Origin of the sequence: Streptomyces sp. NPDC048473, from assembly GCF_043200155.1 — a bacterium.
Taxonomy (GTDB): Bacteria; Actinomycetota; Actinomycetes; order Streptomycetales; family Streptomycetaceae; genus Streptomyces.
On record NZ_JBICXE010000016.1, the window covers coordinates 20,996 to 35,228 of the forward strand.

Genomic DNA, 14,233 nt, shown 5'->3' on the forward strand with positions numbered 1-14,233 from the left:
TCACCTGAGCATCGACGGAACGTCAGGAACAGGCAGGAACGAATGGACACCGGACTGTTGCTCCTCCGGCTGGTGGCGGGGCTCCTCATCGCCGGGCACGGAATGCAGAAAGTCAGTTTCCGCTTCGGCGGCAACGGCTTGGCGGGCGGAACCGAGGAGTTCCGCCACGACGGCTTCCGTGGCGGCAGGCTCACCGCGCTTGCCGCGGGCGGCAGCCAGATCGGCGCCGGCCTGTTCCTGGCGGCCGGTCTGCTCACTCCCGCGGCGGCGATGGCCGCCATGGGAGTGATGACGGTCGCCGGCACCGTCAAATGGCACAACGGGCTCTGGGTCCAGAACGACGGCTACGAGTACCCCATGGTCCTCGTCGTGGCCTCCGCGGCCCTGGCCCTCACCGGACCCGGCCGCTGGTCGGCCGATCACGCCCTCGGGCTGACCCCCTGGCCCCTGTGGGTCTCGGTCGTGGCCATCGTGGTCGGCCCGGTGAGCGGACTGCTCACCCGTGTGCTGCTGCATCGTCCCTCAGTCAAGGAAGGAACAACTCAGTATGCGCAAGCTGCTGACTGACGCGGCCCGCACGCTGGCTCCGCCCAAGGGGGACAGGCACGGCCCGTTGCCGCCACTCATGCTGATACTGACAGTGGCGACCGGCCTGGTCGACGCCGTCAGCTATCTGGGGCTCGGGCACGTCTTCGTCGCCAACATGACCGGCAACGTGGTATTCCTCGGGTTCGCCCTGGCAGGTGCCGACGGCCTGTCCGTGCTCGCCTCCATCGTGTCGATGGCCGCGTTCCTCGTCGGCGCGCTGGCGGGAGGCCGGTTCGGCACCCGGTTCGCGGAGCACCGCGGGCGGCTGCTGGCTTTCGCCACGGCGCTTCAGGCGTTGCTCGTCGCCGGGGCGGTCATCACGGCCGTGGTCTCGCACGGCAGCGTGACCACCGAGGTCCGTTACGCCCTGATCGTGCTCCTCGGGCTCGCCATGGGGCTGCAGAACGCGGTCGCCAGACGCCTCGGGGTCCCGGACCTGACCACGACCGTGCTGACCCTGACCCTGACGGGACTGGCCGCGGACTCCACCCCGGCGGGCGGGGCCGCACCCCGGCCCGGCCGGCGGATCCTGTCCGTACTGGCCATATTCCTCGGAGCCCTCGCCGGCGCCGTGCTTCTGGCACACACCGGACTCGTCCTGGTCCTGGTCCTGACATTGGTGCTGATCGTGGTGACGTCCGCGGCTGCCCACCGCCTCTCGGCCTCCGACGCCCCCTGGGTCAAGCCGCAGGTGTGAACTCGGCGCCGGCCCCGCAGGAGGGGCCGGCGCCCTCGTCGGTGAGCCGCGGGACCACAGACGTTGCACTCTCAGCCGACGGGCACCCGTGACCGTCCCTGCGGCCACCCTCGGCCATGCCCGCACGGCACCCGGGACACCGCCGGAAGCAAGGTGTCCGTGCCCCGTACCGCTAGGGACCGACGTGAACACTGCACTGTCACCGAAAGACTTCCCGAAGTCCGATTCGGCCTGGGCCCCGCTCGCGGCGCGTGTCTTCCGGGCGCTGTGGATCGCACAACTGGTTTCCAACATCGGCAGTTGGATGCAGACCGTGGGCGCCCAGTGGCTGCTGATCGGCCATGACGCCGCCCTGGTGACGCTCGTGCAGACCGCGTCCAGTCTCCCTGTCGTGCTGCTGGCTCTGCCTTCTGGTGTGCTGGCCGACCGTTTCGACCGTCGCACGGTGCTGCTGGCCGCTCAGTTCACCATGCTCGCCGTCTCCACCACGCTGTCGGTGCTGGCGTTCACGGACGCGCTCACTCCGGCTTTGCTGCTCGGTCTCACCTTCCTGCTGGGATGCGGCACCGCTCTGATGGGCCCGGCCTGGCAGGCCATCCAGCCGGAACTCGTGGAACGCCGCCAGTTGGGACAGGCGGCCGCGCTCGGCGCCGTGAACATGAACCTCGCTCGCGCCCTCGGCCCGGCACTCGGGGGAGCGGTGGTTGCGGCAGCGGGCGCGGGCTGGGTCTTCGCCTTCAATGCCGCCTCCTACCTCGGCACCGCGGCCGTTCTCGCACTGTGGAGACGGCCCGGGGCGCAACCGCCGACTGCTCAGGGCGAGAAGCTCCTGACGGCTCTGCACGCCGGCCGCCGCTATGTACTGAACGCGCCCGGCGTCCGCCGAGTCCTGCTGCGCACCATGCTGTTCGTCCCCGGCGGCGCCGCGCTGTGGTCGCTGCTTCCACTGATCGCGAGCCGCTCCCTCGGCCTGGGCTCGGGCGGGTACGGGCTGCTCCTCGGTGCGGTCGGCGCCGGTGCTGTGAGCGGGGCCTTCGCACTGCCCGCGATCCGCCGCACTCTGGGCGTCAACGGCACTCTGGCCGCAGGGGCCCTCGTCTTCGCCGGAGTCCTGGCGGTACTGGCCACGGTCCGGGTCCCATGGCTCGCGGCGGTCGTGCTGCTGCCCGCCGGTCTGGCCTGGATCGGCGTTCTGTCCACTCTCAACGCGGCCGTCCAGGCACGGCTGCCCGGCTGGGTCAGGGCCCGGGGACTCGCCGTCTATCTCCTGGTTTTTCAGGGCGGGCAGGCGCTGGCGGCACCCCTGTGGGGTGCGCTGGCCGACGGGCCGGGGCTGACCGTCGCCCTTCTGGCCGGCAGCGGGCTGCTGCTGCTCGGAGCGGTGAGTGTGCGCCGCTGGCCGCTGCACGGCACGGACGGCATCGATCCGTCCCCGTCCGACCACTGGCCCGTTCCGCCCCTGGTGTTCGAGCCCGGACCGGCCGACGGCCCCGTGCTGGTCTCCGTCGTGTACCGGATCGCGGCCGCGAACAGGGCCGCCTTCATCGAGTGCATGGACCATGTGGCGCGTTCACGCCGGCGCACGGGAGCCCTCACCTGGGGCCTCTACCAGGACGGCAGCGATCCGGGCCGGTTCGTCGAGAACTACCTGGTCGCGTCCTGGACGGAGCATCTCGCCCAGCACCACAGCCGGCTCACGGCCACCGACCGCCGTCACGAGGAGAGGGCCCGCCGACTGCTTGTCGAGGGCACCGCGCCGGAGGTGACCCATGCCTTCGACGCCGCCGCGGGACCTGTGGTGCCCGAGACGGGCGACGCGATGACGGCCCCGGGGCGTCGATGCCCACCGGGAGAACGGCCAGGAACGGGCACGTCCGAGTCAGCCCACGCCTAAGCCTGCGGCTCAATGGGCGACATGCCCGTCTGCGCACCCCGCCACTGGCACAGAAGGGGTCCGTCCAGTAGTCACCGCCGACAATGCGGGGATCTGAGGGATCAGTCCGGTAGTCGAACGCCAGGGCACCCTCATCTCCGGGGTTGCGAGTGATGGCAATCAGCACTGCCTGTTCAACGTCGAGCCATGGCAGTTCGAGCGGGGCGATGCCCCTGCTTCCGCGTGCCTGGCGAAAGTAGGCGGAGTGCGGATCGTCGGCGAATATGTCCATCGATTGGGACGCGAACGCCATTGGACGGTACCTCACCGCGTCGCCTTGCGATGGAGCCGAGGCAGGGGCCGCCGTTCTCCGTGAAGGAACCAAAGATTGCTGATATGCCCGCAAACGTGCCTTTGCGTAGGGGAAGACGTATCAGTCGGCCGACTGGTCTGTGCTCTTTTGGGTGGCGGGCCTGACCGCCTCTCAGTTCAGCAGCCTGCGCAGGAAAGCACCGCCCTGCCGTACGGCCGCCCGCGTCGGTGGGCTCTCGCGCAACGCAGTCAGGGACACGAAGTCGTGGACGGTGCCCAGAAAACGGGCTGCGGTCACTTCCACACCGGCACGACGAAGTTGATCCGCGTACTGTTCCCCTTCGTCCCGTGTCACGTCCGCCTCCGCTGTGATCACCAGCGTCGGTGGCAGCCCCGCAAGCTCCGCGAGGCTCGCGCGCAACGGAGACGCGGTCGGTTCATCCTGCTGCCGGGGATCGTCGGTGTACTGCTGCCAGTACCGACGCAGGGCCTCCCGGGTGAGCAGATACCCACTGGCGAACTGCCGCTGGGAGGGGCTGTCGCAATGTGTGTCGGTGATCGGGTAGTACAGCAGCTGGGCACGAATCCTCGGGCCGCCGCGCGACTTCGCCATCATGGTGAGCGCCGTGGCCATGGTGGCGCCGGCGCAGTCCCCGGCGGCCACCAATCGGTCCGCATCGAGACCGAGTTCGCCGGCCTGCCGGACCACCCAGGTCATCAGGGCGTAGCACTCCTCGATGGCCACGGGATAGCGGGCCTCGGGAGTGCGGCTGTACTCGGGGACGACAGCGGCCACGCCCGCGCTGAGCACGAGCTCGCTGATGAGCCGTGCGTGGGTCTGCGCGTCTCCCAGCATCCACCGGCCCCCGTGGACGTAGAGCATGGCAGGGAGCGGTCCTCTTACGCGGGCTGGTCTGAGGACCCAGAAGCCCACCAGCCCGGACGGTCCCACGGGCGCCACCTGGAAGGTGGCGTCCACCTCGAAGTCCTCGACCCGGTGGACCTGGGACTCCCTCAGCGCCTGCCGACCTTCGACCGGACCCAGCTCGTGCAGAAACGGCGGGGCCGAGGACGCGTCGACGAGCCGTTGCACCAGCGGATCGAGAACCACGGAGGACGGGATCTTCCCGCCCCTGTCCTCCCCGGAATCCCACTCCATCCGGTACACCTTTCGCTCAGCCCTCTGGGCTCTGTTTCGTCGCTCAGCGGCCAAGGAGGATGCACGCTGGTGCACCTCCCCGTCGACCCTTGGCGCCGCGTCCGCTGCTTCGCGCACGTCACCCGTCGTGCAGCAGAATGTCGCGGAGTTGGTGGCGGCTGCTGATGCCGAGCTTGGGATAGACGTTGTAGAGGTGCGAGCCCACGGTACGCGGCGAGAGGAACAGCCGTTCGCCGATCTCCCGATTGGACAGGCCGTTCGCCGCCAGCCGCGCGATCTGCCGTTGCTGGGCGGTCAACTCGGCCAACCGGTCCGCCGACGCGGGAGTGTGGGCGACTCCGCTCGCGCGCAGCTCGCTGCGGGCCGAGGCGGCAAGGTGCCGGGCGCCCAGCTGGGTAGCGACTTCCAGAACCGCGGTCAGCTGTGCGCGCGCTTCCAGGGGCCTTCTGCGCCTGCGCAGCCAGATCGCATAGTGCAAACGAGCCTGGGCCCGTTCCACGGGCCACTTGTCCGCCTCCGGGTTGACCAGGGCCAGCCGGAAGTGGTGCTCGGGGTCGGCATCGTCATCAATGAGGGCCGTCGCATGGTGCATGAGCAGTGTCATCCGTGTTGTCGGCCGGGGGCCCTGGCGTTCTCGCACTTCCATGAGGATGCGCGCCGCCTCCTGCTGCCGGCCGACGCGCTGGGCGGCGTAGGCCAGTTCGCTGATGCAGCGGGGGGAAAGGAAGGGATCAAGGGGCGAGTCGTCGTCCTGGAACAGAGCGCGAAAGTGCCGGAAGGCACTGTCCCAGTCATCGAGGGCCATTGCTGTCAGACCGCATGCCCGCAGCATCCGGGCATGTGTGGCCCGGTTCTCGTCGAGGCTGACGGAGCGCCAGTTCGGGCCGATGAACTGTATGTCCGATACGTTCTCGCCGAGAAGCGCGCGCAGGGTCGCTCCTAGCGCTTCGAGGTCCATCTCGACGCGAGTCCACCGGTGGATGACGGCGTGAGTGAGGCCCTCCTCGATCAGTGTTTCGGCTTCCGCCCAGCGCCCGATACTCAAGAGTGTGTCCACCTGGGCCGCGAGGGTCCACGCGCGCGGGCCCAGGGCTTCTTGCTGGCGAAGCAGCTCGTCTGCCTGCCGGAACTGCTCCGCGCACAGGTCCGGCACGTCGGCGTAGTAGGCGACCGAGGCGGTCGCCATCAGCCGGATCAGCTGGCCCCGACCGGCGGGGGTGATGAGACGCGGCGTCGTCAACCTTCGCAACGCGCTGTCGGAGTGGGCGACCGGCTCGATTCCGGTCGACACGAGTGCTTCCAGTGCCGCGAGGACGTCAGGCCCGGCTAGCTCGGGGAAGAACCAGTTCTCCTGTTCACACCGGTCCTTCTCCGTTCGTGCGGCCCGTACAGCCTGATCGAGCAGTCGTGGCAGCTGCTGCCGATGCTCGGGGAGGCCGGACTGGAAGGCGATCCCCGTGGCGAGTGCCACCAGGGCAAAGGCAGTTTTGGCGCTGCCGGAAGGCGTGTGCTGCGACACGCTGAGCAGGAGGCTGAAGGCCTCCTGTTGGAACGAGAGCAGCGACAGCGCTCCACTCAGGGCACAGGCTGCGCCGCACATCAGGTCCGGGTCGCGGGTCACTCGGGTGAGCAGCGCGTACAGGTCGCGCACCCATGCCGGGTCTCCGAAATTACTCGCGGCGGTCAGAGCTCCGGCGAGACGGCGGGTCCGGTCGTGATCGTGGGCACTGAGGCGCGCGGCCTGTTCCAGCGCCTTTGCCGCAGTGAAATATTTTCCCTCCTGCTTAGCGGTGGTGGCAACATCCTCCAAGGCCGCAGCCGCGGACTCGTTGGGACCGATGGTCGCTGCGGCCAGATGCCAGGCTCGGTGTGACGGGTTCTGTCCGCGCACGGCGGCCAGATCATGGTGGACCTGTTGACGCTGCTTTGCGTACTGACGGTGGAAGGCCGCAGCGCGGATCAGGGGGTCGCGGAAGGTGAGACGGCCGTCCGCGATCGTGATCAGGCCGGCTTCCTCCGCTGGGACCCACACCTTCAGGTCGTGCGTGCCCAAAGCGGCCATGACAGTCGTGAGCTCCTCATGATGCGAGGCCGCCGCCGCGTAGAGCAGTGCGCGCTGTGTCCCTTCCGGTAGCGCACTCAGGCGTGTGGCAGACATCTGCTGGATGCGCGAGCTCTGCTGCGGTTCCCCGCCCGCCAGTGACGGCCCGGCTTCGCCGCGCGCGGCCCGGCTGAGCTCGATGACCGACTGCGGATGGCCCTCCGCTTGCCGGAGCAAGTCAAGTCTGGCCCTTCCGGTGGGTGCACCGGGCTGCGCGTCCAGAAGCCGGGCCGCCGCCCGCCGGGACAGCGGCCCGAGACACAAGACGGCGAGATCCGTAGGAGCTCCGGCCGGGGGAGCCTCTCCGCGTGCTGCGAACAGCACTGTCACAGCCTGGTCGGTCAACCGTCGTGTCACGAAGTAGAGGATCCCCATGGAGTCACGGTCACAGTCCTGGATGTCGTCCACGGTCAGCAGGACCGGGCTTGCCTGCGCGACGTGACTCAGCAGTGTCAGGACCGCGGCGCGCAGCACCTTTCCCTCTGGCGGCCGGGCGTCCGGAGCCGTCCCAAAGGCGGTGCGAAGTGCCAGCCGCTGGTGCTCCGGCAGTGCATCGAGTTCGCCGAGCACCGGGAGGAGGAGCTGGTGCAGGGAGGCGAATGACAGCGGTTCCTCCGATTCCCAGCCATGCGCCGACAAGACCCGGGTTCGGCGTCCTCTGGCCGTCTCCTCGGCAACCCGGAGCAACTGGGTCTTGCCGGTGCCGGCCTCCCCCAGCATGAGCAGAGCGTGTGGCGGGTCACAGGGTCTGTCGATGGACCGCAGAATCCGGTCGACCTCTGTCTCTCGGCCGATCGGCAGCGTGCCACTCATCCCTGAACGGTCGGGGCCGTCTCCCTCATCGGCGGCCACTGCGCCTCCTCACCTCGAATCCCCCACCGCATTCCGATCAGCCGGAACCACGGACAAGAATGCTGTCGTCGTGCCGATTCGGATGCTGTCAAGGATGCAGGAATGCACCCTTCTGTCAGGTTGGAGGAAAGAAGCTAACATGGACTTCGGCACCGAGCCGCCGAGCCGCAGTCCCTGGGCAGGGATCACGAAAAGTCCCGGATCAGGTAGCTGGTCGACGCCGCGGACGGGAGTGACCCGAGGGTGCTCGTGCTGACCGGTGAGCCGGGGGCAGCAAATGCACCCTGGTGGACTGGGCCGCCTCGCAGACCGAGGCTCACGGTCGACGCGTGCTCTGGGTACGAGGCTGCGAAGGCGAGAAGGATCTTGTTTTCGCAGGAGTGCACCAGTTGTTGCGTCCGGTACTCACCGGTGTCGAGCGGCTCCCCTCACGGCAGCGCGACGCTTTGCGCTGCGTATTCGGTATGGATCAGGCCGACGGATCGCAGGTGCCGGATCCGCTGCTGATCAGGCTCGGCGTCTTGACGCTGCTCTCGGACACGGCGACGGACCAACCCTTGCTGATCATCGTCGACGCGATTGTCGTTCAACCGCGAGGCCATCACCTCGACTTCCCGGCCGCCCTGGTCACTCTCCGTGGTTGGTGGAAGCCGTTGCGTGCGGCCGATGACTCGGCGCCCGGCCGGGGAGAGACTCACTGCTGGGGGATCCCGCGCACGGGGTGCTTGCTCATGATGGAGACCCGGTTGAAAGCGTTGATGGTGATCGCCACCCAGATCACCGCGGAGATCTCGTCGTCGGTGAGGGCTTGGCGGGCTGCGTCGTAGGCGCTCTCCTGTGCGACAGCGTTCGAGGGCTCGGTGGTCGCCTCCGCCAGGGCGAGCGCCGCACGTTCCTGGGTCGTGAACAGTTCGGTGTCGCGCCAGGCGGCCAGCACGCCCAGGCGCTGGGTGGTCTCGCCCGCACGCAGCGCGGCCCGGGTGTGCACGCTGAGGCAGTAGGCGCAGTTGTTGATCTGTGACACGCGGAGGTTGATCAGCTCCACGATCGTGCGGTCCAGCCCCGCGTCGGAGGCGACCGCGTGGACCGCATCGGAGGTCTCGACCAGTGCGTGGTAAGCACTCGGACTCTGCTTGTCCACGAAGACCCGCCTGCTCACGGGGCCTGCCACAGTGCCACTCAACCTGGACTCCTTCATGGGACGCTCGGGCCCGCTCGTCTTGTCGTGTGCTTGACGGAACGTCGGCTTACCATCAGACGTGATCATTGAACATGAAATCATCCCTGGGAGGGACGTGCGATGAGCGACGTCGAGAGGGAGCCCGCCGAACTTCGCTGCGGGGCCTCGGACCGTGGTCAGCATGCGCCGAAGGTCGATGTCCTCTCCGCGCGGGACGTCCCGCTGGGCGGTCCGAGGGCGATGACGGTACGGCGTACGCTGCCGCAGCGGGCCCGGACATTGATCGGGGCCTGGTGCTTCGTCGACCACTACGGCCCCGACGACGTCACCGACACGGGCGGCATGGACGTCGCGCCCCATCCGCACACCGGTCTGCAGACGGTGAGCTGGCTGTTCAGCGGGGAGATCGAGCACCGGGACAGCATGGGCAGCCACGCCCTCGTGAGGCCCGGTGAGCTGAACCTCATGACGGGCGGGTACGGCATCAGCCACTCGGAAGTCTCCACCACCCGCACCACGATCCTGCACGGCGTCCAACTGTGGGTGGCGCTTCCCGAAGAACACCGGCACACCGGCCGTGACTTCCAGCACTACGTCCCGAGCCCGGTCCGGGTGGACGGAGCCGAAGTCAGCGTGTTCCTGGGGACGCTGGCAGGTGACACCTCTCCGGTGCGGACCTTCACGCCCCTGCTCGGTGCCGAACTCGTCCTTGAGCCGCGCTCGACGACCACGCTCGCCATCGACACCGGCTTCGAGCACGGCCTTCTCGTCGACCACGGGGATGTCCGTATCGCTGGAACAATCCTGCACCCGGCGGAGTTGGGCTACGTCGGCACGGGAAGCGACACACTGACGCTGGTGAACGAGACGGACAACGATGCTCGGGTAGTCCTGCTCGGTGGGACGCCGTTCGAGGAACAGATCGTCATGTGGTGGAACTTCATCGGCCGGAGCCACGAAGACATCGTCGAGGCCAGGGGAGCGTGGCAGAACGCATCCGACCGCTTCGGCAAGGTCGAGGGTTACGACGGCGACCGTCTTCCCGCGCCCGCCCTTCCCAACGCCACCATCGCACCGCGCAAGAACCCGACGCGCCACTGAAAGGCTTACGATGACGCAGCCCGCCGCCGCTCCGACTGTCCAGCGAGTGGACCCCAAACACCGTTACGAAATCCTGGTCGACGGCAAAACCGCAGGACTCACCGCGTACCGCGACCGCGACGACCAGCGCGTTTTCTATCACACCGAAATCGACGACGCCTTCGCCGGACAGGGCCTGGCCTCGATACTCGTACAGCAGGCCCTGAACGACGTACGCACCTCGGGGAAGCGCATCGTGCCGGTCTGCCCCTACGTGGCGAAGTTCCTCAAGAAACATGACGAGTTCGCCGACATCACCGACCCGGTGACCCCCGAGGTCCTGAAGTGGCTGGGCACCGTGCTGCAGCACTGACGCCCCGTGCCGCCACCTTCTCCGAGCCGCCGGTACGTCCGGACCGGCGGCTCGGAGGCGGAGCGGGATCGGTGACATCAAGGCGGGAACACCGCATGGGCATGGACCGTCGGCAACGGCAGTCCCGGTCCTGTCCCCGTCGGACGCACTGCCGGGGACAGGACCGTTTCATCTGCTCAAGCCACGGCCGGTGCCGCGGTTCAGCTCAAGCGCGGATGCGCAGTCGACGCCCTTCAGGTCGACCGCGTCGGCCATCGCCTGCACGCGCTTGTCGTTCGGGTGCAGGTGGTCGCCATTGTCGAGGAACGGCAGGAGGATGGTGGCATAGCGGTGACGTCGCTTCAGGGCAAAGTCGTCGATGCCGAGTACCCGTGGCAGTCGCAACGGGGGCAGCGGCAGCCTCGTCAGCATCCGCAGCGCGGTCGAGCGGGAGATCGCTACAGCGAGGCAGCGTGAGGCGGGCGCCCGCCCGGCCCGCTAACTCCTTGACAGCAGAGCGAAGGTGGTCAGCCAGTCGGGTCGTGCGGCGCTGGTATCGCTCCAGCAGTCACTACAGCGTCAGCGCACCGATCCCGCCCCTCGGGCGTCAGAGGTTCAGCCGGAAGTCTCCGGCGCGGCAATCAGGGCCTGGAGTATGTGTGTCAACCTTGGCAGCCAGCGGCAACTGGCCGCATCCCGCTCCCGTGCTCGGCGGAGTCAGGCGCCATTACCTGACCTGAGGGGGCTCACCCAGGGCACCGACGCCTTCCCCGTGTTGGAGACCTTGCCCCCGGTCCAGCGGACTGAGATCGGAGCAGTCTCGTCGGGCGGGGTGACGAGCAGGGCTGCCGGTGTGACAGTGGTGGCGCCAGTAATCGCTGGATTGGTGTATGCCAGCGTCGACCAAGCGCTGTCTCCCGGGCTGAGCGTCACAGCCTGTTCCTGCTGATCGGTGGCTCGCTCGGGGTCCGGGGTGACGGCCTCACCGGCGCCGTTGACGAACGCCACGCCCGGGAAGCCGTACAGCGTGCAGGTGCGGCGGGATCTGTTGGTCAAAACGATAGCGAAGCTTGACTGCCCGGCGCCGGGACGGTTGGGGCCGAGGGACGCCCTCACTTCGGAGGTATGGCAGCGTCTCACCGTCGGTACGGTCGGCGATGGCGCCGCCGTCCCCGTGCCGCCGGACGCGGTCGGCTCGCTGGAGGGGCCGGAGGTGCCGCTGTCGACGGACCCTGGGCCGGTTACGGACGACGTCGGGGACGTGGGGCCAACCGCAGGCGGGCTGCCGTCCGGTGTGTGGCTCGTGCACCCCGTCAGCGCGGCACAACAGGCGAGCGCGACAAGGAGGGTTCTACGGTGCGTCACGTTGCTTCCTCAGGATTCACTGACGCCGCAGGAGGTACTTGTGCCGGCCGGACAGCACAAGTGCGCCGTGTTGGTTGTGGATGGTGGCCGCGGTGACTACGACACCGTTGTCGCCCTGTGGCTCCAGGCCGGTGATGGTGAGCGCCGGGTACAGGGTGTCTCCGGAGTGCACTTCGGCCAGGAACGTGCAGGACAGTTCGAGGAAGCTGATGAACACCTCTCCGATGAAGTGGGGGAACAGGGTGGCGCCCGGCGCGGTGAAGGCGAGCACCTGCAGGCCGTGCACCACCGGTGCCGAGTGGCCGTGCCTGCGTGCCCATTCGGCGTCGTAGTGCACCGGGTGGTTGTCCGCGGAGACTGTCTGGAAGGCCGCGGCGTGGGCGTCTGTCAGGGTGCGGCTGGGGGCTCGGAAGACTTCGCCGATGCGTAGGTCCTCGAAGGTTCTGGCCGGGACGACCAGGAATGCGCCGGGGTCGAACGTGGGCGGTGCGGCGGCTGCCGCCTGCTGCGTGTCCTGCTGGTCCATCAACTCTGTCCTCTCGTCCGGTGTGGGGTGCTGCCGCGTGCGGCGGCCGCTCCGCCCGCTCGTCGTGCGGCGGATCCGATGGCCTAGGGGTCCCGTGCCGCCGCACTGGGCAGGTGCGGCGGCACGGGCGCGCGGCCGGCTTATTGGACGGGGTTGATCCGGGCGGCCAGGAGGTTGGGGTCGTTGTTGGTGAAGTAGGCGCCGCTGGCGATGTAGGCCGTGTTGCCGCGTACGGCGAGCGAGGTCGGGTTCTCCAGCCCGTCGGCGCCGGTCAGCACGACGGTGTGGCTGCCGCCCGGCCTGACCAGGGCCACCTCGTTGTCCGCGTTGATCGCGGCCAGGAGGGTGTCGCCGCGGCCGGTGAACGCGAAGTCGTCGATGTCGATCAGGCCGGTGGCCCGGGTCTCGACGGGGCCGGCGGTGCCGTACCGGGTGACCGGGATCCGCAGCACGGTGCCCTTGTCCAGGTTGGACACCCAGACCGCCCCGTTGTGGATTTTGATGCCGTTGGCTCCGAGGAATCCGGCGGCGGCCAGCTCGGGGGCGGTGGCCCACCGGGTGGGCGTGCCCCCGGTGACGGGCACCCGCCAGACCGTGCCGAGGACCGAGTCGGCCACGTACAGCCGGCCTTCGTGCCGGTCGAGGGCCAGGCCGTTGGGCAGGCCGTCGGCCGGGAGCGCGGCGATACGCTGCGGGGCGCCGCCGGGGCGCAGGCGCCACAGGCCGGTCAGGTCGCTGCTGCCGGTGGCGTACAGGAAGTACAGGGTCCCGTCGTGGGCACGGACGATTCCGCCGAGGAAGGGCGAGGAGAGGGCAGGGGTGTCGGCGCCGGCCGGAGGCTGGGGCAGGGTGGCGAGGATGTGCACCCGGCCGTCGGGGTGGATGCGGGCCACTTGACGGCTGTAGGCGAAGGTGACGACGGCGCTGCCGCCAGGCTCCAGGGTGATGTTCTCCGGTCGCTGCCCGTCGGCGATGTCCAGGTGTGCCACGAAGCGCACGTCCGGCTTCGGGGCGGCGGTGGCCGCCGTCGTGGGGCCGGCCGCGGTCATGGCGAGGGCCGCCGTGACGACCGAGGCCAGGAGGCCGGTGCGCGTCCCTGTCAGGAATCCGGGCATGTGGGATCTCTTCTCTTTCTCTCTGATTGCAGGGGGTGGGGGCAGTGGCCCTTGCCGCTGGGGCTGCCGGTGCGCCGGGCGCTTGAGACGTCAGCTGCCGCGCGTCGCGGACCTCGTAGAGGGTCAGCCGACGAACCGTTGTCGCAGTTCGCCGATGCCCTGGACGGAGCTGACGAGTTCGTCGCCGGCGGCCAGCCAGCGCTGAGGTGTGCGGCCGAGGCCGACACCGGCTGGAGTGCCGGTGAAGATGACGTCTCCCGGCAGCAGCGGGAGCACCCCGGACAGCTTGGCGATGAGGGCCGGCACGGAGAAGATGAGCTGCCGGGTGCGGCCACGCTGCATCTCCTCACCGTTGACGGCACAGGTCAGCTCCAGGTCGTCAGGGTCCTCGAACTCGTCCGGGGTCACCAGCCAGGGGCCCGTCGGGGCGAAGCCCGGGTAGGACTTGCCGAGGCTGAACTGGGGGGCCGGGCCGCCCATCTGCAGGACGCGCTCGGAGATGTCCTGGCCGACCGTCAGGCCCGCGACGTAGCTCCAGGCATCGGTTTCGGACACCTGGTGCGCCTCCCTGCCGACAACCGCCACCAGTTCCACCTCCCAGTCGGTGTTGCCGCCCCGTGGCAGCGTCACCTCGGTCACCGGGCCGGTGAGAGCGGTCGCGTACTTGGTGAAGACCGGCGGCATGCCCTCGGGCGTGGTGAATCCGGCCTCGACGACGTGCTCCCGGTAGTTGAGGCCGATGGCGAAGAGTTGGCGGGGGGCCGGCGCGGGCGCACCGAGGTCCGCCGGGTCGAAGGGGACCCCGCCGCCGAGGTCGGCCCGGGCGGCCCAGGCGCGGAACTCGTCCCAGCGGGAGTAGACCGCCTGCGGGTCGGAGGAGAACAGTGCGCCACTGGCTGTGTGGACGTCGGCCGCCCGGCCGTGGGCGATCACGACCAGTCGGCCGGCGAGATTGGCGATGCGCAAGGCGGGCTCCCTGTTGGATGGAGGGTCGAGTTGCGGGCGGCGGTTCCGCGCCGAAGCGGGTGGCCCG

General features: G+C 69.1%; 13 protein-coding genes and 1 pseudogene. 5 read left to right on the forward strand and 9 right to left on the reverse strand.

Going from position 1 to position 14,233, the window contains the following annotated elements; all coding sequences use genetic code 11:
- The first annotated feature begins 42 nt into the window (after nt 1-42).
- The 3 genes from ACGFU7_RS24485 to ACGFU7_RS24495 all read left to right on the forward strand — a co-directional run bounded on the left by ACGFU7_RS24485 (nt 43) and on the right by ACGFU7_RS24495 (nt 3,179).
- On the forward strand, nt 43-567 hold the full coding sequence (locus ACGFU7_RS24485) for a DoxX family protein (RefSeq protein WP_393698255.1): 525 nt from the start codon (nt 43-45) through the stop codon (nt 565-567).
- The gene (locus ACGFU7_RS24490) at nt 548-1,285 is read left to right on the forward strand and encodes a YoaK family protein (RefSeq protein WP_393698257.1); all 738 of its coding nucleotides are present in this window, start codon (nt 548-550) and stop codon (nt 1,283-1,285) included. Before ACGFU7_RS24485 ends, ACGFU7_RS24490 begins: the two co-directional genes overlap by 20 nt.
- Nucleotides 1,286-1,469: 184 nt before the next feature.
- Nucleotides 1,470-3,179, forward strand: a complete 1,710-nt coding sequence (locus ACGFU7_RS24495) for an MFS transporter (RefSeq protein ID WP_393698259.1) — start codon at nt 1,470-1,472, stop codon at nt 3,177-3,179.
- A gap of 463 nt (nt 3,180-3,642) precedes the next feature.
- Here ACGFU7_RS24495 and ACGFU7_RS24500 read toward each other — a convergent pair whose 3' ends face one another.
- The 4 genes from ACGFU7_RS24500 to ACGFU7_RS24515 form a co-directional block, all read right to left on the reverse strand.
- Complete coding sequence (locus ACGFU7_RS24500; protein ID WP_393698261.1) at nt 3,643-4,629, reverse strand: alpha/beta hydrolase; 987 nt, start codon at nt 4,627-4,629, stop codon at nt 3,643-3,645.
- A gap of 118 nt (nt 4,630-4,747) precedes the next feature.
- Nucleotides 4,748-7,543: an AAA family ATPase gene (locus ACGFU7_RS24505; protein ID WP_393698263.1), complete on the reverse strand. Its 2,796-nt coding sequence runs from the start codon at nt 7,541-7,543 to the stop codon at nt 4,748-4,750.
- Between the two features lie 467 nt (nt 7,544-8,010).
- Nucleotides 8,011-8,280, reverse strand: coding sequence for a hypothetical protein (locus ACGFU7_RS24510; RefSeq protein WP_393698265.1), 270 nt, complete (start codon nt 8,278-8,280; stop codon nt 8,011-8,013).
- Nucleotides 8,277-8,765: a carboxymuconolactone decarboxylase family protein gene (locus ACGFU7_RS24515; RefSeq protein ID WP_393698267.1), complete on the reverse strand. Its 489-nt coding sequence runs from the start codon at nt 8,763-8,765 to the stop codon at nt 8,277-8,279. Before ACGFU7_RS24515 ends, ACGFU7_RS24510 begins: the two co-directional genes overlap by 4 nt.
- A 117-nt stretch (nt 8,766-8,882) precedes the next feature.
- Between ACGFU7_RS24515 and ACGFU7_RS24520 the strand changes: the two genes are divergently transcribed.
- The gene (locus tag ACGFU7_RS24520) at nt 8,883-9,863 is read left to right on the forward strand and encodes a pirin family protein (RefSeq protein ID WP_393698269.1); all 981 of its coding nucleotides are present in this window, start codon (nt 8,883-8,885) and stop codon (nt 9,861-9,863) included.
- A gap of 10 nt (nt 9,864-9,873) precedes the next feature.
- A complete protein-coding gene (locus ACGFU7_RS24525; protein ID WP_393698271.1) occupies nt 9,874-10,215 on the forward strand; it encodes a GNAT family N-acetyltransferase in 342 nt (113 codons plus the stop codon).
- 309 nt (nt 10,216-10,524) lie between these two features.
- Here the strand turns inward: ACGFU7_RS24525 and ACGFU7_RS24530 are convergent.
- The 5 genes and pseudogenes from ACGFU7_RS24530 to ACGFU7_RS24550 all read right to left on the reverse strand — a co-directional run.
- Nucleotides 10,525-10,762: pseudogene (locus ACGFU7_RS24530) on the reverse strand (ISL3 family transposase); the annotation flags it as partial.
- A 149-nt stretch (nt 10,763-10,911) separates the two neighbouring features.
- Complete coding sequence (locus ACGFU7_RS24535; protein ID WP_393698273.1) at nt 10,912-11,559, reverse strand: DUF4232 domain-containing protein; 648 nt, start codon at nt 11,557-11,559, stop codon at nt 10,912-10,914.
- A 16-nt stretch (nt 11,560-11,575) separates the two neighbouring features.
- Nucleotides 11,576-12,085 carry a MaoC family dehydratase gene (locus ACGFU7_RS24540; protein WP_393698275.1) on the reverse strand — a complete coding sequence of 170 codons (510 nt, stop codon included), beginning with the start codon at nt 12,083-12,085 and terminating at the stop codon, nt 11,576-11,578.
- Nucleotides 12,086-12,225: 140 nt separating this feature from the next.
- A complete protein-coding gene (locus ACGFU7_RS24545) occupies nt 12,226-13,200 on the reverse strand; it encodes an SMP-30/gluconolactonase/LRE family protein (protein WP_393698277.1) in 975 nt (324 codons plus the stop codon).
- A gap of 123 nt (nt 13,201-13,323) precedes the next feature.
- Nucleotides 13,324-14,166: a fumarylacetoacetate hydrolase family protein gene (locus tag ACGFU7_RS24550; protein ID WP_383976943.1), complete on the reverse strand. Its 843-nt coding sequence runs from the start codon at nt 14,164-14,166 to the stop codon at nt 13,324-13,326.
- Nucleotides 14,167-14,233 lie beyond the last annotated feature (67 nt).